This is a genomic window from Prauserella endophytica (genome assembly GCF_005146945.1).
Taxonomy (GTDB): Bacteria; Actinomycetota; Actinomycetes; order Mycobacteriales; family Pseudonocardiaceae; genus Prauserella_A; species Prauserella_A endophytica.
Genome location: NZ_SWMS01000002.1, coordinates 318,477 through 338,770 on the forward strand (window position 1 = coordinate 318,477; position 20,294 = coordinate 338,770).

The 20,294-nt window shown below is 71.4% G+C and carries 20 protein-coding genes; 11 read left to right on the forward strand and 9 right to left on the reverse strand.

What is annotated here, in order from left to right:
- Positions 1 to 5: 5 nt before the first annotated feature.
- The 3 genes from FCN18_RS05400 to FCN18_RS05410 are packed head-to-tail and all read right to left on the reverse strand — an operon-like array spanning position 6 to position 2,588.
- Positions 6 to 746 (reverse strand): HpcH/HpaI aldolase family protein, encoded by a 741-nt coding sequence (locus FCN18_RS05400; RefSeq protein WP_137093602.1) that lies wholly within the window; start codon positions 744 to 746, stop codon positions 6 to 8.
- Entirely contained in the window at positions 739 to 1,452 is a 714-nt protein-coding gene (locus tag FCN18_RS05405; RefSeq protein WP_137093604.1) for an alpha/beta fold hydrolase, read from the reverse strand. Before FCN18_RS05405 ends, FCN18_RS05400 begins: the two co-directional genes overlap by 8 nt.
- Positions 1,449 to 2,588, reverse strand: coding sequence for a cupin domain-containing protein (locus tag FCN18_RS05410; protein WP_137093607.1), 1,140 nt, complete (start codon positions 2,586 to 2,588; stop codon positions 1,449 to 1,451). Before FCN18_RS05410 ends, FCN18_RS05405 begins: the two co-directional genes overlap by 4 nt.
- Before the next feature lie 140 nt (positions 2,589 to 2,728).
- Between FCN18_RS05410 and FCN18_RS05415 the strand changes: the two genes are divergently transcribed.
- The 5 genes from FCN18_RS05415 to FCN18_RS05435 all read left to right on the forward strand — a co-directional run bounded on the left by FCN18_RS05415 (position 2,729) and on the right by FCN18_RS05435 (position 8,194).
- A complete protein-coding gene (locus FCN18_RS05415; protein ID WP_112269832.1) occupies positions 2,729 to 3,730 on the forward strand; it encodes a LacI family DNA-binding transcriptional regulator in 1,002 nt (333 codons plus the stop codon).
- A 222-nt stretch (positions 3,731 to 3,952) separates the two neighbouring features.
- A complete protein-coding gene (locus FCN18_RS05420; protein ID WP_112269834.1) occupies positions 3,953 to 4,870 on the forward strand; it encodes a carbohydrate ABC transporter permease in 918 nt (305 codons plus the stop codon).
- Positions 4,867 to 5,760 (forward strand): carbohydrate ABC transporter permease, encoded by an 894-nt coding sequence (locus tag FCN18_RS05425; protein WP_199543304.1) that lies wholly within the window; start codon positions 4,867 to 4,869, stop codon positions 5,758 to 5,760. Before FCN18_RS05420 ends, FCN18_RS05425 begins: the two co-directional genes overlap by 4 nt.
- Positions 5,757 to 7,121, forward strand: coding sequence for an ABC transporter substrate-binding protein (locus tag FCN18_RS05430; protein ID WP_137093610.1), 1,365 nt, complete (start codon positions 5,757 to 5,759; stop codon positions 7,119 to 7,121). The genes FCN18_RS05425 and FCN18_RS05430 overlap by 4 nt, the downstream gene beginning before the upstream one ends.
- A 14-nt stretch (positions 7,122 to 7,135) precedes the next feature.
- Positions 7,136 to 8,194: an ester cyclase gene (locus FCN18_RS05435; protein WP_228713665.1), complete on the forward strand. Its 1,059-nt coding sequence runs from the start codon at positions 7,136 to 7,138 to the stop codon at positions 8,192 to 8,194.
- Here FCN18_RS05435 and FCN18_RS05440 read toward each other — a convergent pair.
- Positions 8,123 to 9,028, reverse strand: coding sequence for a LysR family transcriptional regulator (locus FCN18_RS05440; RefSeq protein ID WP_112269840.1), 906 nt, complete (start codon positions 9,026 to 9,028; stop codon positions 8,123 to 8,125). The genes FCN18_RS05435 and FCN18_RS05440 overlap by 72 nt on opposite strands.
- A 72-nt stretch (positions 9,029 to 9,100) precedes the next feature.
- Here FCN18_RS05440 and hisD point away from each other — a divergent pair, with 72 nt between their 5' ends.
- Genes hisD through FCN18_RS05460 form a run of 4 tightly spaced genes read left to right on the forward strand, consistent with a single transcriptional unit; the run spans position 9,101 to position 13,042 of the window.
- Positions 9,101 to 10,435 carry a histidinol dehydrogenase gene (gene hisD, locus FCN18_RS05445; RefSeq protein WP_112269842.1) on the forward strand — a complete coding sequence of 445 codons (1,335 nt, stop codon included), beginning with the start codon at positions 9,101 to 9,103 and terminating at the stop codon, positions 10,433 to 10,435.
- On the forward strand, positions 10,432 to 11,619 hold the full coding sequence (locus tag FCN18_RS05450) for an ester cyclase (RefSeq protein ID WP_112269844.1): 1,188 nt from the start codon (positions 10,432 to 10,434) through the stop codon (positions 11,617 to 11,619). Before hisD ends, FCN18_RS05450 begins: the two co-directional genes overlap by 4 nt.
- Positions 11,616 to 12,413, forward strand: coding sequence for a nitrilase-related carbon-nitrogen hydrolase (locus FCN18_RS05455; RefSeq protein WP_112269846.1), 798 nt, complete (start codon positions 11,616 to 11,618; stop codon positions 12,411 to 12,413). The genes FCN18_RS05450 and FCN18_RS05455 overlap by 4 nt, the downstream gene beginning before the upstream one ends.
- Positions 12,414 to 12,457: 44 nt before the next feature.
- On the forward strand, positions 12,458 to 13,042 hold the full coding sequence (locus FCN18_RS05460) for a helix-turn-helix domain-containing protein (RefSeq protein WP_112269848.1): 585 nt from the start codon (positions 12,458 to 12,460) through the stop codon (positions 13,040 to 13,042).
- Here FCN18_RS05460 and FCN18_RS05465 read toward each other — a convergent pair.
- Positions 13,039 to 13,758 (reverse strand): hypothetical protein, encoded by a 720-nt coding sequence (locus tag FCN18_RS05465; protein WP_112270620.1) that lies wholly within the window; start codon positions 13,756 to 13,758, stop codon positions 13,039 to 13,041. The two genes, FCN18_RS05460 and FCN18_RS05465, sit on opposite strands and share 4 nt — an antisense overlap.
- A 55-nt stretch (positions 13,759 to 13,813) precedes the next feature.
- A complete protein-coding gene (locus FCN18_RS05470; RefSeq protein WP_170200514.1) occupies positions 13,814 to 14,743 on the reverse strand; it encodes a LysR substrate-binding domain-containing protein in 930 nt (309 codons plus the stop codon).
- Between the two features lie 84 nt (positions 14,744 to 14,827).
- Here FCN18_RS05470 and FCN18_RS05475 point away from each other — a divergent pair, with 84 nt between their 5' ends.
- On the forward strand, positions 14,828 to 16,117 hold the full coding sequence (locus FCN18_RS05475; protein WP_112269852.1) for an aspartate aminotransferase family protein: 1,290 nt from the start codon (positions 14,828 to 14,830) through the stop codon (positions 16,115 to 16,117).
- 43 nt (positions 16,118 to 16,160) lie between these two features.
- On the opposite strand, the gene FCN18_RS05480 is transcribed toward FCN18_RS05475, so the two are convergent.
- On the reverse strand, positions 16,161 to 16,853 hold the full coding sequence (locus tag FCN18_RS05480; RefSeq protein ID WP_137093615.1) for a DNA alkylation repair protein: 693 nt from the start codon (positions 16,851 to 16,853) through the stop codon (positions 16,161 to 16,163).
- A gap of 129 nt (positions 16,854 to 16,982) precedes the next feature.
- On the opposite strand from FCN18_RS05480, the gene FCN18_RS05485 reads away from it, so the two are divergent.
- Complete coding sequence (locus FCN18_RS05485; RefSeq protein WP_206077816.1) at positions 16,983 to 18,191, forward strand: aromatic acid exporter family protein; 1,209 nt, start codon at positions 16,983 to 16,985, stop codon at positions 18,189 to 18,191.
- Here the strand turns inward: FCN18_RS05485 and FCN18_RS05490 are convergent.
- On the reverse strand, positions 18,181 to 19,371 hold the full coding sequence (locus FCN18_RS05490) for an RtcB family protein (RefSeq protein ID WP_113644297.1): 1,191 nt from the start codon (positions 19,369 to 19,371) through the stop codon (positions 18,181 to 18,183). The two genes, FCN18_RS05485 and FCN18_RS05490, sit on opposite strands and share 11 nt — an antisense overlap.
- A gap of 225 nt (positions 19,372 to 19,596) precedes the next feature.
- Positions 19,597 to 20,130: a hypothetical protein gene (locus FCN18_RS05495; protein WP_112269857.1), complete on the reverse strand. Its 534-nt coding sequence runs from the start codon at positions 20,128 to 20,130 to the stop codon at positions 19,597 to 19,599.
- Between the last annotated feature and the right edge of the window lie 164 nt (positions 20,131 to 20,294).

Genomic DNA, 20,294 nt, shown 5'->3' on the forward strand with positions numbered 1-20,294 from the left:
GCGGCTCACCAGGCCGCCAGCTCACGGAACGTGCCCAGCAGGACGTGCGCCAGGTTGAACACCACGGCCCCCGCAGGCGCGGCCGCGGCCTGCTCCCTGGTGCCGACGATGCTCAGCATCGGCTTGCCCGACTCCCGCGCCGCGGCCGCCGCGCGGCCCATCGCGTCCCGCACGGCGGGCTCCGCCGCGCCGCCGGTGAGGCCCATCGACACCGAGAGATCGGCGGGTCCGACCACCAGCGCGTCCACGCCGTCCACCGCCGCGATCTCGCTCGCGGCCGTGCAGGCGGCCGCCGTTTCCAGCATCGGGACCACCAGCGTGGTCTCGGCCGAGGCGGCGAGGTGGCCTGCTATGGACGCGGCGCCGAACGACCCCGCCCGCGAGTAGGTGGCGAACCCGCGGTCGCCGAGCGGCGGGTAGTGCGCCGACCGCACGGCCCGCCGTGCCTGGTCCGCCGAGTCGACGTGCGGCACCACGATGCCCTCGGCCCCGAGGTCAAGGACCCGCAGCACGAGTGCGGGCTCGTCGTGGCCCACCCGCACCAGCACCCCTATGCCCCTGGCCTGCGCGGCCTGGATGTGCTGTTGCAGTGCCCCGAGGTCGGCGGGGCCGTGCTCGCAGTCCACGAGCACGAAGTCCAGCCCGGCGACCCCCGCCAGCTCGACCAGGAAGTCCGCCGGCATCCGCAGGAGTCCGCCGCGCAGCCGCTCACCGGCGAGGAGGCGTCGCTTGAGGGGCTCAGGCATGGGATTCCTTCCGCCGCGGCACGGTGCGCAGCCAGTCGGCGAGCAGCCCGGCCACGTCGCCGGGCCGCTCGATGGGCAGCAGGTGACCGGCGCCGGGCAGCGTGCGCAGGTCGGCGCCGGGGATCGCGGAGGCGATCGCGGTGTGGAAGCTCTCCGGGCACAGCGCGTCGGCGCCGCCGCTCAGCACGAGCGACGGCACCCGCACGGCGCGCAGCGCCTCGTGCGCGTCGGTGCGCGTGGCCTGCGCGGCGAGCTGTGCGCCGAACGTGTCCGGGCCCACCCGCCGGGCCATGGCGAGGAACCGCCGCGCGTGCTCGGCCGGCGGATCCGGGGTGGCGAACATCGTCGGCAGGATCGCCTCGACGGCGTCGGCGAAGCCGCCCTCGGCGGTGAGGCGGGCGAGTGCGGCCCACTGGTCGAGCTGGTGCGGGCGGGGAGCACCGGCGTTGGTGGACATCGCGCAGAACCCGGTAACCCGCTCCGGGGCCAGGCGCAGCACCTCGAAGCCGACGATCGCCCCGAGGCTCAGCCCGGCGAGTGCGAACGGTCCGTCGACGGCGGCGAGCACCTGCTTCGCCATGCCCTCGATGCTCGGTGCGCTCAGCTCGACGTCCACTGTGGACCCACCGAGCCCGTCGCGCACGTCGTCCCACAGCCCGGCGTCGCAGAGCATGCCGGGCAGCAGCACGAGCGGTGCCGTCGTCATCGGCCGATGGTCCTAGGCACGAGCGCGTACGGCGCGACGTAGCCGTTGTGGTCGGTGGCGACCCCAGCGTCCGCGGCGGCCTTGACGACCTCGGCGTCCCACTCCAGCCGCACCCGGCCGTCGCCGCCGTTGATCACGAGCATCGTCGCGGTGTCGTCCCCTGAGTTGCGCAGCGCCCGCCACGCGCCGCGCGGCACGGAGAGCATGTCCCACGGACCGAGCCGGACCGTCACCTCGTCGTGCAGGTTGAGCGTGACCTCCCACTCGCCGTCCTTGACCAGCAGCACCTGGGTCTCGGCGTGCCGGTGGGAGAGCATGCCCTGGCCCGGTTCCGCCCGCAGCCACGCGACGTTGTGGCCGTGCGGGTTGAACACGCGAGGCTCCTGGTGCATGTCCTCGGTCATCCCGTACCCGATCACGAGCGCGAGCTGCGCGCCGCCGCCCGGCAGCGTGCTGTCCAGGAACGGCGCGGGGGAGTACTCGAGGTCGGCCGCGGTTGCGACGCGCCTGCGCATCTGCTCGGCGGTGTAGGTGCGCAGGCCGGCGATCTGCTCGTCCGTCATGGGCCGCACCAGCTCGACGTCCTCGGGCGGCTCGTCGCCGGCGACCGTGTCGATGAGCTGGTTCTCGGCGGTCAGGAACAGGCCGTGCCCCTCGGCCTCCCGCAGCACCGAGGGCCCCCAGATGATGCCGCCGGTGTCGTCGTGCCCGAGCGTGGTGAACAGCCAGCCGTCGTCGGGCCCGATGTTGGTGAAGCCGCGGAAGATCCAGGTCGGCATCGACGCGATGTCGCCCTCGCGCAGGACGAGCTCGCCGTCCTTTCCGTCAGCGCCCCAGCGCAGCAGGAACTCGCCGCGGAAGCAGTAGAAGACCTCGGCGGTGAAGTGCAGGTGCAGGTTGTTGGTGATGCCGGTGGGCATGGCAGCGGCACCGATGTTGTAGCCGTGCGGTTCGCGCAGGTTCACCACCTGGTCGGCGTTCTGGGTGACGCCGGGGCCGATCATCGCGTAGTTCTCCTTGCGATCAGAGCCCGGCGTCCGGCAGTCGATGAACGCCTGGTTGCAGGAGACGAAGTCGGTGCGGCGGATGGTCCGCCTGGCCGCCTCGGCCTCGGTCACCGTCACACGATCACTCATCACAGCTGGATCCTCCTCTTTCATACGTATGCACACTAGCTCGGACGGTACGTCTCTTGTCAACCCCGGCCAGGGCATCGGAGCGTGCGACCAGGGCGAGGACGTATGCTTTTGCGGCAGCACGGCTATCGGGAGGAACTGTGGGGATCACCAGCCGCGACGTGGCCCGACTGGCCGGCGTCTCGCAGCCGACCGTCTCTCGGGCGCTGCGCGGCGACCCTCGGGTCTCCGAGGAGACCGTGCGCAAGGTGCGGATGGCGGCGGAGGCGCTCAACTACGTGCCCAGTGAGGCGGGCCGCAGCCTCTCCACCCGCATCAGCCACCGGATCGGCGTGCTCGTGACCGACCTGGCGAACCCGTTCTACCCGCATCTGGTGGGGCCGCTGCACGACGAGCTCGAGCAGCGTGGTTACCGCATGATGCTGTTCACCGAGCGCTCCGAGGCCGCGGCGTCGGCGGAGCGGCTCGTGGACCGCTCGATCGACGGCCTCGTGCTGGCCACCTCGACGCTTGACTCGGCGCTGCCCGCCGAGCTGGGGCGCCGCGAGCTGCCGTTCGTCTACCTCAACCGCGAGGGCACCACGCCGGCCGACGCGGTGGCCGTGGACAACCGGCTCGGCGGCGAGCAGGTCGCGCGACAGCTCGTGGAGGACGGGCACCGGCACATCGGCGGCATCTTCGGTCCCGACAACACCAGCACGGGCCGCGACCGGGAGCTGGGTTTCCGGCAGGCGCTCGCCGACGCGGGTATCGCGCTGCGGCCCGCGCACGTGCGGCACGGCCCCTTCGAGTTCGAGACGGGTCGTGACGCGCTGCCCGAGTTGCTGGCCGCCGACCCCGCGCCGACCGCCGTGTTCTGCGGAAACGACGTCGTCGCGATCGGCGTGCTCGACGCCGCGCGACGGCTCGGCGTCGACGTGCCGTCGCAGCTGACGGTGGTCGGCTTCGACGACATCCCGATGGCCTCCTGGGCGAGCTTCGAGCTGAGCACCGTGCGGCACGACCTGCGCGGGATGGCGCGGACGGCGGCCGGGCTCCTGGTCGAGCGGGTCTCCGGGGCGTACCAGGGAGAGCCGAGGCGGGTCGTGCTGAGCCCCCGGTTCGTGGGCAGGCGCACCCACGGCGCGCCCTCGGGGAACTGACCCGCAGCACCGCTACATACGCAATTCATCACGGCTTCCCGGGCCCGGATGCCGGGCTGGTCGGCGCGTTCGCATCATCACCGCACGTAGACGAAGTATGCGCAGTGCGAGGTCGCCGTCCCGCCGTGGGCGGAATCCACCGTTGCCCTTCCACTGTGAATACGCATACACTGCCCGGAATCCCAGCCCCGCCGTTCTCCCGGCAGAGGAGGTCGACCCTCGATGGTGGCAACCACCGTCCCGCCGCCGCGCCCGCGGTCCCGGATGCGCAAGCACGCCGTCCCGTACCTGCACCTGGCGCCCGCGCTGCTCGCGGTCGTGCTCACGACCGTGTACCCGCTTGTCTCGGCGCTCATCACCAGCTTCCGCCACTGGCGGCTCAACGAGACGAGGGAGGCGGGCGAGTTCGTCGGCCTCGAGCAGTACCAGCGCGTCTTCACCGACGACACGTTCTTCAACAGCGCGCTCGTGACCCTGCAGTTCACCGTGATCTCGGTGGTGCTGTCGGTCGGGCTCGGCCTTGGCATCGCGCTGATCCTCAACAACCGCACCCGGCTCAGCGCGCTCACCAAGGCGCTGCTGATCCTGCCCTTCGCGGTGGCGCCCGCGCTCAAGGGCTTCTCGTGGCGGTTCATGCTCAACCCGGACACCGGTGTCTACGACCAGATGCTCGACACCGTGCTGCCCTTCGCCGACGACATCAACTGGCTCGGCGACCCGTTCTGGGCGCTGATGGTGATCGCGCTGACGGAGGTGTGGGGCTGGGCGCCGCTGATCGCGCTGATGCTGCTCGGCGGTCTGAACTCGATCTCGCCCGAGGTGCGCGAGGCGGCCACCATCGACGGCGCGAACGCGTGGCAGCGGTTCTGGCGCGTCACCTTCCCGCTGCTGCGGCCGTTGCTGCTGATCGTGATCTTCCTGAAGGCGGTCTTCTCGGTGAAGATCTTCGACCAGGTCGTCACCACCACCGGCGGTGGACCGGGCAGGGCCACCGAGAGCCTCAACTTCTTCGCCTACTCGCAGGGCTTCACGTTCCTCGACATCGGCTACGCGTCGGCCGTGTCGTGGGTGATCGTGCTCGTGCTCGGCGTGCTGGCGACCATGTACCTGATCGCGATGGCCAAGCAGGAGGCGAAATGACCGACATGGCCGTGAAACCCGCACCCGCGCCTGCGCGGTCCGCCCCGGCGCCACGTCCGCGGCGGCGGCCCGGCGGCTGGGCGATCGTGCGCGCGGCCCTCCGGGTGCTCGCTACGCTGGCGATCCTGTTCTTCGTCCTGTTCCCGATCCTCTGGATGGCGCTCACCGCGTTCAAGCCGGCCCGCGACGCCTTCTCCACGGCGGTGGTGTTCGCGCCGACCTTGGACAACTTCGCCGCGATCCTCGGCGGGGCCAGCGATCTCACCGGCGCGCTCGTCAACAGCGTGCTGATCGCGGTGGCCACCACCATCGTCTCGATCCCGCTGGCGCTGCTCGCGGCCTACGCGTTCTCGCGCTACCGGTTTCCCGGCCACCGCGGGATGCTGCTGGCCATCGTCGCCACGCAGTTCATCCCCGGCGTGGCGATCGCGCTGCCGTTCCTGACGCTGTTCCGCAGCCTCGGGCTCATCGACACGCACCTCGCGCTGGTGGTGGTCAACCTCTCGCTCGTCGTCCCCTACATCACGTGGCTGCTCAAGGGTTTCGTCGACGGCTTGCCCATCGAGATCGAGGAGGCCGCCCGGCTCGACGGCTGCGGCCAGGTGAGCCTGCTGTGGCGGGTGATCACGCCGCTCGCCGCGCCCGGCATCTTCGTTGCCGCCGTGTTCTCGTTCCTGCTGTCGTGGAACGAGTTCCTGTTCCCCACGTTCCTGGCCCGGACCGACGCCTCGACGCTGCCGGTCGCGCTGATGACGCTCGTGCTGCCCGAGGGCGTCGCGTGGGGGCAGATGGCGGCGGCCGGCCTGCTGGTGATGGCGCCGATGCTGATCATGGCGTTGCTGGTGCGCAAGCACTTCGCCGAGGGAATGACGATGGGAGCCGTGAAATGAGGCGCACACCGAGGCTCGTGGCCGCGCTCGGCGCCGCGCTGGCGTTGCTGGCGAGCGGTTGCGCGGCGGGCCCGAGCGAGCAGGACCTGCTGGACTCGGTGGCCACCGGGCCGACCGACGAGCTCGGCCTGCTCACCGGCAAGCCCTACGACGGCACGCACATCCGGCTGCTCAGCTGCTGCAAGACGACCGCGCAGTTCGCCGCTCTACAGGAGAAGACCGACCGGGAGTTCACGGCGAAGACGGGCATCACCGTCGAGTGGGCCAACATCCCCTACGAGTCGTACCTCCAGAAGATCGTCGCGGAGACCGCGGTCGGCGGCGGCACCTACGACCTCGTGGTGTGGCCCGACGCCTACGGCGCCTCGGCGAAGATCGGCCTGCAGCCGCTCGACGAGGTGATGCGGCGCGCGGACCGGTCGATCGACGAGTTCTCCCCGCCGTTCCAGCAGGCCGCGCGGGCCGGTGACCCGGACACCGTGTACGGCATTCCGTTCCGTGGCTTCTCCTACAACCACTTCTACCGCAAGAGCGAGTACGAGCGGCTCGGCATGACACCGGCGACGACGTGGGACGAGTTCACCGCGCAGCTGCGGCGGCTCGACGGCGCCGGCGGCAGGGCCGCCTTCGCCGGGCAGTACGGCCGGGGCGGAGGGCAGAACCTCTACACGTGGATGTCCATGCTGTGGAGCAACGGAGCCGACGTCCTCGGCCGTGACGGCGAGCCCGCGTTCACCACACCGCAGGGCGTGGCGGCCACGGAGCAGTATCTCGCGCTGCTGCGCGACGGGCACAGCCCGCAGGCGTCGACGAACTGGACGGAAACCGATTCGACGCAGTCCTTCGAGCAGAACCGCACCAACTCCGTGTTCACGTGGGCGTGGCAGATGGACGACTTCACCGACCCGGCCAAGGTGCAGCCGGAGGTCGCCGGCGACATCGGCGTCGCCCCGCTGCCGGGCTGGCCGGGCAAACCCACGGTGACCTACGGCTTCACGTGGCTGATGGGCATCCTCAACACGTCCGACCACCAGGGAGCGGCGTGGGAGTACCTGAAGTGGGTCACCAACGCCGAGACCGAACGCGACGTCGCGCTCGACAAGTCCGATCCGGACACCGCCACCAGCGTGGTGGTGCACACGGCGAACATGCTCGACCCCGAGGTGAACGCCGTCAACCACGGGCTGCCGAAGCTGCAGGAGTCGGCCCTGCGCACCGCCCGCACGGTGCCGATGACGATCGACTGGCCGCAGATCCAGGACGTGCTGGAGGTCGCGATCAACGAGATGGCCCACGGCGCCGACGTGCGCACCAAGCTCGATGAGGCCGCCGCCCAGATCCGCACCTTGACCCGGCGCTGACCGCGAGGAGAAGAGTGACCACAGTGGACAAGATCGCCTACGAGCCCTACCGCGATCCGGAGGAGTTCATCGTCGAGTGGACCGACCGGATCTGGGTGCGCAGGGGCATCGGGCTGATCAGGGAGAACTACGCCTCTGACGCGATCGTGCACGGCGCCTACGGGACCAGCAAGGGTGTCGAGCCGGTGGTGCGCTCGACGCTGATGAAGATCGCGGCGTTCCCGGGCCGGGTCGGCCAGGCCGAGGACGTGGTGTGGGAGGCGCGCGGGGACGACGCGTTCCTCAGCTCACACCGGGTGTTCAGCTCGGGAACGCACACCGGCTGGTCGGCCTACGGGCCGCCGACCCACCGCTCGTTCTCCTCCCGCACCATCGCCAACTGCCTCTACCGGCGCGGCGAGATGGAGGAGGAGTGGGTGGTGCGCGACGAGTACGCGGTGGTACGGCAGCTCGGCCTCGACCCGTTCGCGGTGGCCAGGACGCTGGCGTTCTCCGGTTGGGACGGCGTGCGCGCCCCGCTCGCGGATGTGCTCGCCGAGGGCGACTCGGGCGCGCGGCCCGGTCACCACCGCGCGGAGTGCGAGCACGTGCTCGCACTCGTCGACGCCGTGTGGAACCGGCGGATGCTGCACGAGGTGACCGAGTTCGTCGCGCGGGACGTCACGTGCCACATCTCGCGCGAACGCACGCTGACCCGGCCGGACGGCTACCAGCTGGGGCTGCTCGACCTGCTCGCCCCGTTGCCGGACGCGCGGTTCGAGGTGCGGGACGTCGTCGCGCACGACTCCCCGGCGCACGGTGGTGTCCGCGTGGGCGTGGTGTGGTGGCTGGAGGGCACCTACAGCGGGACCCCGGCCTACGGCGCCGTCACGGACTCGCCGGTGACGCTGCTCGGCTCGTCGCAGTTCCTGTTCAGGGAAGGCCGGATCGTGCGCGAGTGGCGGGTCTACGACGAACTGTCCATTCTGGCCCAGATCGCCAGGGCGCGCGGCGACGAGCCCTCAGCGCCCTCCGTCGCGGGCGAGGAGCATCCGCTGGGCGAGCCTGGCGAGCTCCCTGCTGGCAGGGGATAGCACCTCGGCCTCGCGCCGCACGAGCGCGATCGTGTCGTAGAGCGGCTCCGCGAAGCCCACCGTGCGCACCGACGGAGGGCAGGAGCCGCTCTCGGCCACGGCCCTGGACACGATGGTGTCGCCGATGCCGCGCTCCACGAGGCCCAGCGCGGATTCGACGTGCTCGACCTCGATCCACGGCTCCAGCTTGACGCCGGCCAGCTGCGCGCGTTCGGCGAGCTGGCGGCGCGTCGGGTCCTTCCATCCGTAGTGGGCGTCGTAGAGGATGAGCCTGGAGTTCGCGAGCCCGCCGATGGTCATCGGCTCGGCCACGCGTTCCGGCGCGGTGCTTGCGTAGAGCACCTCGTCGCGCAGCAGCGGCGTCACGGTGAGCCCTGCGTCGTCGATGGGCAGCACCACGAGCCCGGCTTCGACGGTTCCGGCTGCGACCGCTGCAGCGACCTCGACGGAGTTGAGGCCGATCAGGCGGATCCGCACCTCGGGGTAGTTGTCGTGGAAGTGCTCCGCGAGATCGGAGAGCAGATAGTAGGCCGCGTTGCGCAGCAGCCCGAACGTGGCGACCCCACCGCGCAGCGAACGCACCGAGCGCAGCGCCTGCTGCGCGCCGTCGGCCGCGGCGACCGCGCGCTCGGCGAACGGCAGCAGCGCTGATCCCGCCGCCGTCAGCACGAGCCTGCGGCCACCACGAGAGAACACCGGCGTGCCGTGCTCGTCCTCCAGCTTGCGGATCAGCTCCGACACCGACGCCTGCGTGATGCCCATGCGCGCGGCGGCCGCGGTGAAGGATCCCGTGCGCACCGCTTCCAGGAACGCGCGCAGCTGCTTCAGTGTCATAGGGAAACCCTATCCGAACCCCAAGATTTACTGGCCTTGTCCTTTGGCGGGACCGGATTTAGCGTCATCGCCATGAGATTCAGCCCTTCCCGGCTCGCGGAGCTCGACGGCTCCTACCGCCTGCTCAAGACCCCGGCCGACCGGCCGCCCGCACAGCGCGACCCCGCGGTCGCCGAGCGCGTCTCGGCGATGCTGAGCGAGATCGAGCGCGACGGCATGGACGCCGTGCTGCGCCACGCCCGCGACCTCGACGGCTGGCAGGGCGGGGACGTGGAGATCAGCGCGGCCGAGCTGGAGCGCTCCGGCGACGAGCTGCCCAAGGACGTGCGCGTGGCGCTGGAGCTGGGCTCCGAGCGCACCCGTGCCTTCGCGCTCGCTCAGCGTGCCCACCTCGTCGACTTCGAGACCGAGCTGGCGCCCGGCCTCGTCACCGGGCACCGCTACGTGCCGGTCGGCCGTGTCGGCGCCTACCTGCCCGCCGGCCGGTTCCCGCTGCTGGCGAGCGCGTTCATGACCGTGGGCGTGGCCAAGGCCGCCGGTGTCCCGAGCGTGCTGGCCTGCACGCCACCGGGACGGGACGGGCGCGCGCACCCCGCCGTGCTGTACTCCGCGTACCTCTCCGGCGCCGACCGCGCCTACGCGCTCGGCGGCGTTCAGGCGCTGGCCGCGATGGCCTTCGGGCTGCTCGGCGAGCGGCCGGTGGACATGCTGGTGGGCGCGGGCAACGCCTACGTCGCCGAGGCGAAGCGGCAGCTCTTCGGCCGTGTCGCGATCGACCTGCTCGCCGGGCCCTCGGAGGTCGCGGTGCTCGCCGACGACACGGCCGACCCCGTGCTCGTGGCCGCCGACCTGCTCGGCCAGGCCGAGCACGGCACGGAGTCGCCCGCTGCGCTCGTCACCACCTCGCAGCGGCTCGGCGAGGAGGTGATCGCCGAGATCGACCGCCAGCTGGAGACACTCGCCACACGCGACATCGCCGGCCCCGCCTGGCGGGACTACGGCTCGGTCACCTGGGCCAAGGACGCCGCGACCGCCGTGGAGCTGATGGACGAGCTGGCCCCGGAGCACCTGGAGGTGCACACCGCCGACGACGCCTACTACCACGACGCGCTGCGCAACTACGGCTCCCTCTTCCTCGGCCGGTGGAGCACGGTCGCCTACTCCGACAAGGGCATGGCGGGCACCAACCACGTCCTGCCCACGGCCGGCGGGGCCAAGCACAGCGCGGGCCTGTCGGTGTCGCGGTTCCTCAAGCCGCTCACCTACCAGCGCGTGACCAGGGAGGCGACCCCGGCGCTGGCCGAGGCCGTCGACGTGATCTCGGAGTACGAGGGCATGGCGGCACACCGCGCCACCGCGACGCTGCGGCTCGCAGGCTACCGTCCGGAGCAGGAGGGCAACCGATGACCAAGGCCGATCAGAACCACGAGGTGGCCAAGCCCGCGACGGCGAAGGCCGACAGCCGCCCGTCGACGCCGCCGGGCACGATGGCGCCCGGCAGGCGCACCATGCCCGCCGACTACAGCATCTCGCTGCGGCCCGGCTACGGCGCCGACGCGCCGAACGTCAAGCCGGGTGAGCGCAGGCAGTCGCTGCGCGGTTTCGAGGACACCTACACCGACATCGTCGACTACATCGTGCGGATCACCCACCGCATCTGGGAGGACCAGGACGTCGGCTACATCTACGACACCTACAGCCCGGGCTGCCGGCTCTACGACGACAGCGGTGTCCACTTCGGAGTGGAGCAGCTCGTCCACGGCACCATGCAGAGCATCAACGCCTTCCCCGACTGCAGGCACTACGCGGACGACGTGATCTGGGCGGGCACCGACGAGGAGGGGTTCGTCACCTCCCACCGCGCCATCAACATCGGGCACAACACGGGCCCGTGGCGCTGGGGCCAGCCCACCGGCCGCAAGCTCGAGACGTGGGTCATCGCCAACTGCGTGGTGCGGGACAACGAGATCTACGAGGAGTGGGTGCTCTACAACACCGCGGCGAAGCTGCAGCAGCTCGGCATCGACGTGCTCGCCGCCGCCCGCGAGTTCGGCAACGCGGTCACGTTCCCCACGCTGTCGGAGCGCCCGTTCGCCGAGGTCGACCGCATCGAGGGCGGGCGAAAGCCACTGCCGTACCCGGCGGCCGAGCGTCCGGGCTTCGACGTCGAGTACGAGGTGCGCAGGCTCTTCCACGACGTTTATAACCGGCGCGACCTCAGTGCCGTCGACCGCGTCTACGCGCCGACCGTGCGCTGGCACGGCACGACCAACCGCACCGGCTACGGGCGTTCGGACGTCCGCGGCATGGCCCGCAACCTGCTCGCCACGTTCCCCGATCTTGGCGTGCGGGTCGACGAGGTGTACTGGATGGGCAACGAGTCCGACGGGTTCAGCGTGTCGGTGCGCTGGACCGGTGCGGGAACCCACCGCGGCTACGGGCTCTACGGCGAGCCGACCGGCCGGCGGGTACACCTCTGGGGCATCTCGCAGCTGTACTTCGCGCAGGGCCGGATCGTCGAGGAGTGGTCGCTGTTCAACGAGTTCGACGTGCTCGCGCAGCTGCTGCGGGACGAGCCGGAGCGCGGGTGACGAGGGTCGCGTGCGCGCAGCTCGCGCCGCGGCTCGGTGACCTGGCCGAGAACCGGGCGCGCACGCTCGCTGCCATCCACGCGGCGCGGCTGCGGGACGCCGAGGTGCTCGTGCTGCCGGAGCTGGCCTCGTCGGGATACGTGTTCGCCGACGAGGCCGAAGCCCGGTCCGTGGCCGTCCCGGCACGGGATCCACTGCTCGCCGACTGGGTGCGAGCCGCGGGAGAGCTGACCGTCGTCGCCGGGTTCTGCGAGCTCGGCGACGACGGCGCGCTCTACAACAGCGCCGCCGTGCTCGACGGCGAAGGCGTGCGGGCCGTCTATCGCAAGACCCACCTGTGGGATCGCGAACGGCTGGTGTTCACGCCGGGCGAGCTCCCGCCACCCGTGGTGCGGACCAAGGCCGGTTCGCTGGGCGTGCTGATCTGCTACGACCTGGAGTTCCCCGAGCTGCCCCGGACACTGGCCCTGCGCGGTGCCGAGCTGATCGTGGCGCCGGTCAACTGGCCGCTCGTGCCGAGGCCGCACGGGGAGCGTCCGCCCGAGGTGGTGCAGGCGATGGCGGCCGCGCGGACCAACCGGGTGTTCGTGGCGATCTGCGACCGCACGGGCACCGAGCGGGGGCAGCGGTGGACGGCGGGTACCTCGATCATCGACGAATCCGGCTGGGTGGTCGCGGAGTCCACGGCGGACACCCTGGTCGTGGCCGACCTCGACCTGTCTCGCGCCCGGGACAAGGCGATCTCGGAACGCAACGACGTGCTGGCCGACCGCAGGCCCGAGTTGTACGACTGACAAAGCCCTTTGCGCGAATCGCAAGACCGGTCGACGATGGCCACATGAGCGACGATTTCGACGCGGTGCTGGCCGCGGTCGGGCCCCGGCTCCGTGAACTGCGCCGCCGCAGCGGAGTCACCCTCACCGCCCTGTCGGAGACCACCGGCATCCCGATCAGCACGCTGTCGCGGCTGGAGTCCGGGCAGCGCAAGCCGGGCCTCGAACTACTGCTGCCGCTGGCCAAGGCCCACCAGGTGCCGCTCGAGGAGATCGTCGGCGCCCCGGCGAGCGGGGATCCCCGCGTCTACCCGCGGCCGTTCAGGCGCAACGGCATGACCGTCGTCCCGTTGACGCGCAGGCCCGGCGGACTGCAGGCGTTCAAGCAGATACTCCCGGCAGGGCGGGCCGATCAGGAGCCTGACCCCCGCTCCCACGAGGGGTACCACTGGCTGTACGTCCTCAATGGACGCCTGCGCGTGGTGCTCGGTGACCAGGACCTCGTGCTCGGCGCCGGGGAGGTCGCCGAGTTCGACACCCACCTCCCGCACTGGTTCGGCAACGCCGACTCGCACCCCGTGGAGTTCCTGAGCATCCTCGGCCCGCAGGGCGAGCGCTTCCACATCCGCGCCCGCTATCCGGCCGACTAGGCGGGGACCCGCTGGGCGAGCGTCTGGACCACGGCTTTCATGGCTTTGGTGCCCTTCCGGAACGCGCGCTCGACCAGCGCGGTGTACTCCTCGTCGAGCACGGTCTGCGGGTGGTCGGCCTGATCCGCCCTGGCCCGGAACGCCTTCGTGGCGGTGCGCTCGCCGAGCACGTGGGCGGTGACGATCAGGAAGTCGTAGGCGCTCGCCTCCCGGCCCTCGCCGACCGACTCGGCGTTGGTCACCGAGTGCGCCCAGTAGTACAGCGCCTCCGCGCCTCGCCCCCTCTGCAGCATGGCGGTGCCGGCGAGGTCGAGCAGCCAGTACTTGCGCGGACAGGTGCGCAGGCCCTGCTCGATCACCTCCAGCTGCCGGTCCGTTCCCCGGTACACGGGCGCCAGCCAGCTGTAGAGGGAGTCGAGCGCGGCGTAGCGCGGGTCGGCGAGCAGGTCCTCCACCACCGCCGCCATCGCCGGTGAGGTCGAGCCGTCCGTCCTGGCCACCTCGATGATCCGGTTCAGGGCGTCGCCGTCGCGGAGATTGCGCGTCTCCGGTTCTTCCGGGAACGCCGGGGTCAGGCAGAGGGTGGTGTACCCGGGAACGTCGGCGGAAAGGCCGCCACGCCAGGTCTCCAGCGGCCATCTCGGGATCCCGGCCGCCGCGGCGGGCACGTCCGGTCCGGGAGTATCGCTGCGATTGCGTTTGAGCCAGCCGAGCACGCCACCCATCGTATGCGCGGCGACCGTGGTCCGGACCGCTTCTGGCAGGGTCCGGTCACCGCGCGCGGGGATCGCCGGCAGGTGCGGACAGGGCGGGGACGTCCGGGTGGTCGAGCAGCGCCTCGACCACCGCGTCCACGGCCGCGCGCGGAGCCGTTCCCCGGCGCACCACGATCGCGATGTTGCGATGCACCGGCGTGGTCAGCTCGCGGGTCACCACCTGGTGGCCGGGTTCCACGGTCAGCGCGGGCAGCAGCGCGACCGACCGGCCGGCCTCGACGTGCCGGAGCAGCAGCAGGTAGTTGCTGAACCGGCACGCGACCCTCGGCTCGAAACCGGACTCGTGGCACAGCCGCTGCGTCAGCTCGGCCATGTACGAGCCGGCCCGGTCGCACGCCCACACCTCCTCCGAGCACGCGGCGAGGTCCACCACGCGGCGCCGGGTGAGCGGATGGCCGGGCGGCAGTACGAGCACCACCGGGTCCGTGCCCAGCGGGACGATCTCCAGGTCCCGGCTCCACGGGAACTCGACATAGTCGGTGGTCGTGACCACGACGTCCAGCTCCCCGGTACGCAGCGCGGGGCCGCTCTCGTGCGGTTCGGACTCGACCAGCTCCACGTGCAGGTGCGGATGCGAGTCCGCGAGCCGCGCCGCCGCGGGAACCGCGAGCGGGTGGATCGCGCTCTGGAACGTCCCGAGCCGGACGGTGCCGATCGGCTCGTCGTTGAGCGCGCGCAGCTCGGCCTCCGCCTCGGCCATCCGGTCGAGGATCTCCCGGCCGCGGCGGGCGAGAACCATCCCGGTCCTGGTCAGCCGCACCCGGCGGCCCGAGCGCTCCAGCAGCCGGCTGCGCGTCTCGGACTCGAGCACGGCGAGCTGCTGGGAGACGGTCGACGGGCTCAGGTGCAGCGTCTCGGCCACCGCGCGCACGGTGCCGAGGCTGTCGAGCAGGCCGAGCAGGCGCAGACGCCACGGGTTCAACACCCCGCCATTGTGCGATGTCGCCGAACAGCGTCGTCGCATTCGTGCGCTGGACGCGCGGGGACGTCCGTTCGTAGCGTCGGAGCCATGCCGGACGACACCGCACCCGAACGCTTCCTGGTCCGCTACGCCGGACACGGCGCCTTCAGCCCCGGGATCATCGACCGCGCCAAGGGCACCTCGGTGTTCACCGAGGACGGGCGCGAGCTGCTCGACTTCACCTCGGGGCAGATGAGCGCGATCCTCGGCCACTCGCATCCGGAGATCGTCGCGACCGTCCGCGAGCAGGCCGGCAAGCTCGACCACCTCCACAGCGCCATGCTGAGCCGCCCGGTGCTGGAGCTTGCCCAGCGGCTCACGGACACCCTGCCGCGGCCGCTGGACAAGGCGATGTTCCTGAGTACCGGCGCCGAGTCGAACGAGGCCGCGCTGCGGATGGCGAAGCTGGTCACCGGCAGGCACGAGATCGTCTCGTTCGCCCGGTCCTGGCACGGCATGACGCAGGCCGCCGCCAACGCCACCTACAGCGCGGGGCGGGCCGGGTACGGGCCAGCCACCCCCGGCAACTTCGCCCTGCCGGTGCCGGACCGGTTCCGGCCCGCCATCGTCGACGCCGACGGGAACCTGGACTGGCGTCGTCAGCTCGACCTCGGGTTCGACCTGATCGACGCCCAGTCGGTCGGCAGCCTCGCGGCGTGCCTGATCGAGCCCGTCCTGAGCTCCGGCGGGGTGGTGGACCTGCCGCCCGGCTACCTGGCCGCGCTGCGGGACAAATGCCACGAGCGGGGCATGCTGCTGATCCTGGACGAGGCGCAGACCGGGCTGTGCCGCACCGGTCACTGGTACGCGTTCCAGCGCGACGGCGTCGTGCCGGACATCCTCACACTGTCCAAGACCCTCGGCGCCGGGCTGCCCCTCGCTGCCGTGGTCACCAGCGCGGAGATCGAACAGGAGGCTCACGACCGCGGGTTCCTGTTCTTCACCACGCACGTCAACGACCCGCTCCCGGCCGCCGTCGGCAACACCGTGCTGGACGTGCTGACCCGCGACCGGCTCGACGAGCGCGCCCGGGAGCTCGGCGAGCGGCTGCGCGCCGGACTGACCGAGCTGGCCACGCGGCACCCCGTGATCGGCGACGTCCGCGGCCGGGGCTTGATGGTCGGGCTGGAGCTGGTGGAGGAGGACGGCGGGAACGCCGACGCACTCGGCCCCGCCGTCACCCGGCGCTGCGCAGAGCTCGGCCTGCACATGAACATCGTGCAGCTGCCCGGCATGGGCGGCACGTTCCGCATCGCGCCGCCGCTGACCGCCACCGAGGCCGAGATCGACCGGGGACTGGCCATACTCGACACCGCGCTGACCGGCATCCGCCGCTGACCCATCGATCGGCCGCGTGCAGCGCGGTGACCGGGCACCGGCCTCACCGATCGAGCTCGGCACGCTCCTGGTCGGTGAGCAGCGATGTGGCCAGCCGCAACGTCGGGCGTTGCACGCGATCGTGATGCCGGTGGAGGAACTCCATCAGGCGTCGCTGGTCGATCTTGCCGACCTCGCGCAACGCGGTTCCGACCGGCTTGGTGACCAGTTCGGACCGGTCGTCCAGCAGGAGCTCCGCCAGCGCGAGCGGATCGTCGAGTTGTCCTTGCCGGATCAGCCAGAAGGCGGCGGTGATGGCGGTGCGTCGTTCGATGGCCCTGGGCGAGCGCGCGAGGTCGAACAACGGCCGGCGGGGCTTGTCCAGGAGGTAGCCGCCGACGACCCGGGGCGCCGCGCGGTCGACCAGGTCCCACACGTTGATGAGGTCGTGGTGATCGAGGTAGGTCTCGTACAGCCGGCGAAGGCCGGCGTCGGTCAGCTTCGGACGTCGTGCCTTGAAGTCCAGTATCGACACACCGACCATGCGGACCTCGTACAGGGGGCTGGCCAGCAGCTCGGGGACCTGATCGAGATCCAGGTCCGTCCACGTTTTCGCGGTGTCGAAGACATCCTTCATGCGGACCCCGATCGCCTTCAGCCCACTGTCCGCGGGCAGCCGTCTGGTGATCTTGGCGTGCTCGGTGTCGCTTCGCAGCGCTTCCAACGCCGTGCGTAGCTGCGTGATCTCGGCCGTCATCCGGACATTCTCGCGTGCCGGGTCGCTGCCGCGCTCACCTGCCGCGGCGGCCGGAGGGCGGCCCACGGTTTGCTCCGCCCGGTGCCGCGGGTAGCCGGAAGCACTTCGAGCGGGAACGTGGGGGTTACGGTGAGCGAGCACACCGGGATGCGGCAACGGCGGACCGAGGCGCCGGAGCAAGGGCGCGCGGCCCGCCTCCGGCAGTGGCTCGGCAGGGCGCTGACCGGCAACGGACACGAACGCCACACCGTCGTCTTCATCGGCAAGAGCACTCTCGCGGCCACCGCGGCATGGGCGGTGGCCTATTACGTGCTCAAGGCGGAGTCGGCGGCCTTCGCGCCGTTCTCCGCCGTCCTGATGTTGCGGGTCACCGTCTACCAGTCGGTGTGGCATTCCCTGCGCTACGTCGTCGCGGTCGCCGCCGGAGTCGCGGTGCAGCTGGTGTTCGGCTTTCTCTTCGGCACGGGGCTCGCGACCTTCGCCCTGGTCGCGGCCACGGCGGCGACGATCGGCCGCTGGCGCCGGCTCGGCGCCGAGGGAGCGCAGGTGGGGACGGCGGCGTTCTTCGCCTTCTCCACCTACGTCTCCGCGGCCAGCGGGCTGGAGCGGCTGAGCCAGCTCGGCGAGATCATCGAGCTGGTCGCACTCGGCTGCGGCATCGGCGTGCTGGTCAACGTGCTCGTCCTGCCCCCACTGCGCTACCGCAGCGCCGAGTACGGCGTGCAGGTCCTCGCGCGGTCGCTGTGCGACCTGATGAGCGACATGTACCCCGCGCTGCGGCAGGGTGAGCTGGACGAGGACAGCGCAGCGCACTGGCGGGACCGCGCCTCGCGACTCGGCCCGCTGGTGACGCAGGCGCAGTCCTCCGTGGACCTGGCCAGGGAGAGTAGCTTCTACAATCCCCGGCGGATCCTCCGGCGGCATGCCCGCGACCACGCGTTCGCCGGATACCAGGCCGTGATCGACGCGCTCGAGCGCGTGACGTACCAGGTCGGGTCCATGACGCGCAGCCTGACCCAGTACCCGAAGGACGGCGACGGCCCCGAGCACGCGGGGTTCTTCCGCCGCTACGGGGACCTGCTTGCCGCGCTCACCGACGTGACGCAGTTGCTCGGCGACCTGGACGAGGACCGTCTCGACGAGCAGACCACGCAGCTGCGGGCCGCCGCGGAGGACGCCCGGGAGCACTGTCGCCGCCTGGCCGAGTACGCGCAGGACTCGTTGCCCCTGGCCGATCCCAGCCGACCGTACGGCGTTCTGCTGGCCGAGGCCACCCGTCTCATGGAGGAGGCGGAGTACACGTGCGACGTCCTCCGGCGGACCGTCGCTAGCCCTTGACGCAGACGACCTGCTTGAGGTGGGCGACCACCTCGACGAGGTCCGTCTGCGCGGCGACCACCGACTCGATGTCCTTGTAGGCGGCCGGAATCTCGTCAACCACCCCCGCGTCCTTGCGGCACTCGACACCCGCCGTCTGGTCGGCGAGGTCCGCCGCGGTGAACGTCTTCCGTGCCTTGGTGCGCGACATGCGCCTGCCCGCACCGTGTGAGGCCGACTGGAACGACCGCTCGTTGCCGAGTCCGCGCACGATGTAGGAGCCGGTGCCCATGCTGCCCGGGATGATGCCGAGATCACCTGAGCCCGCGCGGATGGCGCCCTTCCGGGTCACGAGCACGTCCAAGCCGTCGTAGGTCTCCTCCGCGACGTAGTTGTGGTGACACGAGATCGGCTCGTCGAACCGCGTACCCGGCACGGTGGCGGCGACCGCGCGCTGCACGAGTGCCACCATCGTCGCCCGGTTGCGCGCCGCGTAGTCCTGGGCCCAGAACAGGTCCCGCCGGTAGGCCTCCATCTCCGGCGTTCCCGCCACGAACACCGCCAGGTCCGGGTCGGGCAGGTCGGCGTTGTGCGGTAGGCGCCGGGCGATGTCCATGTGCCGCTTGGCGAGCTCGTTGCCGATGCCACGGGAACCGGAGTGCAGCATCAGCCACACCCGCCCCGCGTCCGCGCCGCCCTGTTCCAGGCACACCTCGATGAAGTGGTTGCCCCCGCCGAGGCTGCCGATCTGCCGCCGGGCGCGGTCGAGGTGGTTCCGCACACCGGGGTGCAGCTCACCGAACGCGCGCCAGAAGGCGTCCCAGCCGCCGACGCCGTGCACGACCGCCGGGTTGACGGGTGTGCGGTGCAGGTCGAACCCAACGGGCACCGCTGACTCGATCCGGCGGCGCAGGCGGCCGAGGTCGTCCGGGAGGTCCGAGGCGGTCAGCGACGTGCGCACGGCGCTCATCCCGCAACCGATGTCCACCCCGACGGCCGCGGGCGACACGGCGTCGCGCATGGCGATGACGCTGCCCACCGTGGCGCCCTTGCCGTAGTGCACGTCCGGCATCACGGCCAGCCCGTGCACCCAGGGAAGGTTCGAGACGTTGCGCAGCTGGCCCATCGCGGCGTCCTCTACCGTGGACGGATCCGCCCACATCCTGATCGGCACCCGGCCACCGTCAACCGACGCGTACATCAAGTTTCCTTCCCTTGCGGTACCGGCGATCCAGGATGATCGCTCGGCACGGCGGGCGCAACCGGATTGTCACGGCGCCCGGTTAGTCCGATGTGGACATACCGGCCCCGTTACCGCGCGGCTGGCCAGCGGCCGCCCGTGCAGGGCCGGGCTCCGGTTCGGCGGGGCGAGCGGATTCGGCCGTGGTTCCGCGTTGCTCGTGTGGGCGCCGGGCGCTCGGAGCGCCTACCGGGTGTGGGCGTGCTCGCGCGGTATCGGCCCGACGTCGGCGTGACGGCCGGGACGCAGCGCGGCATGGCGCTGCCCCGGGCCAGGGCCGGAGCGGGCGGCCAGCGCGTCGGCGACGGCGCCGGTGGTGAAGGCGTACACGGTCTTGTGCAGCAGGTCCACCACGAGTTCCTGCCGGGGCCAGGTGGGCGGCGGGGAGCCCACGCCCGTGGCGTTCTCCAGGATCTGGTCGTTGGTCAGCCGCACCACGGCGAACTTCGCCGAGGACCACGGGCCGCGTAGCCCCGCGTGCGCCATCACCGAGCGCAGCACGCCGAGCAGTATGCCCTGGCCGATGTGCATCGCCAGGTTCACCGGAGCCGGCTGCCGGCCGGCTCGTTCCCGCATCCCGGTGAGCCGTTGCATGGTCCTGGCGGGAACGTGCGAGTCCGGGCGACCGGTCAGGCGTTGCTCCACCTTCTCGCCCAACGTCATCGCCAGCACTCCCGCCGCACCGGCGGCCGGCCCTTCCCACAGCGCGCGTTTCATCATGTCGCCTCGGCTACCCCGGTCCGCCGCACCTATTCACGATTTCGGCCTGTCGACGGCGGATGTGCCGAGCCGCCTTCGACCCGGCCAGGGCGACGATTCCGGGCGGCTCGGCGTCGCAGCCCGTCACCGCGTGTCCGGCCGGACCAACGCACGGCGTCCCCGTG

Excerpts from the sequence above, each read along its gene's own strand:
- FCN18_RS05400 (WP_137093602.1), bottom strand. The coding sequence starts at position 746 with ATGCCTGAGCCCCTCAAGCGACGCCTCCTCGCCGGTGAGCGGCTGCGC.
- FCN18_RS05405 (WP_137093604.1), bottom strand. The coding sequence starts at position 1,452 with ATGACGACGGCACCGCTCGTGCTGCTGCCCGGCATGCTCTGCGACGCC.
- FCN18_RS05410 (WP_137093607.1), bottom strand. The coding sequence starts at position 2,588 with ATGAGTGATCGTGTGACGGTGACCGAGGCCGAGGCGGCCAGGCGGACC.
- FCN18_RS05420 (WP_112269834.1), top strand. The coding sequence starts at position 3,953 with ATGGTGGCAACCACCGTCCCGCCGCCGCGCCCGCGGTCCCGGATGCGC.
- FCN18_RS05425 (WP_199543304.1), top strand. The coding sequence starts at position 4,867 with ATGACCGACATGGCCGTGAAACCCGCACCCGCGCCTGCGCGGTCCGCC.
- FCN18_RS05430 (WP_137093610.1), top strand. The coding sequence starts at position 5,757 with ATGAGGCGCACACCGAGGCTCGTGGCCGCGCTCGGCGCCGCGCTGGCG.
- FCN18_RS05440 (WP_112269840.1), bottom strand. The coding sequence starts at position 9,028 with ATGACACTGAAGCAGCTGCGCGCGTTCCTGGAAGCGGTGCGCACGGGA.
- hisD (WP_112269842.1), top strand. The coding sequence starts at position 9,101 with ATGAGATTCAGCCCTTCCCGGCTCGCGGAGCTCGACGGCTCCTACCGC.
- FCN18_RS05450 (WP_112269844.1), top strand. The coding sequence starts at position 10,432 with ATGACCAAGGCCGATCAGAACCACGAGGTGGCCAAGCCCGCGACGGCG.
- FCN18_RS05460 (WP_112269848.1), top strand. The coding sequence starts at position 12,458 with ATGAGCGACGATTTCGACGCGGTGCTGGCCGCGGTCGGGCCCCGGCTC.
- FCN18_RS05475 (WP_112269852.1), top strand. The coding sequence starts at position 14,828 with ATGCCGGACGACACCGCACCCGAACGCTTCCTGGTCCGCTACGCCGGA.
- FCN18_RS05480 (WP_137093615.1), bottom strand. The coding sequence starts at position 16,853 with ATGACGGCCGAGATCACGCAGCTACGCACGGCGTTGGAAGCGCTGCGA.
- FCN18_RS05490 (WP_113644297.1), bottom strand. The coding sequence starts at position 19,371 with ATGTACGCGTCGGTTGACGGTGGCCGGGTGCCGATCAGGATGTGGGCG.
- FCN18_RS05495 (WP_112269857.1), bottom strand. The coding sequence starts at position 20,130 with ATGATGAAACGCGCGCTGTGGGAAGGGCCGGCCGCCGGTGCGGCGGGA.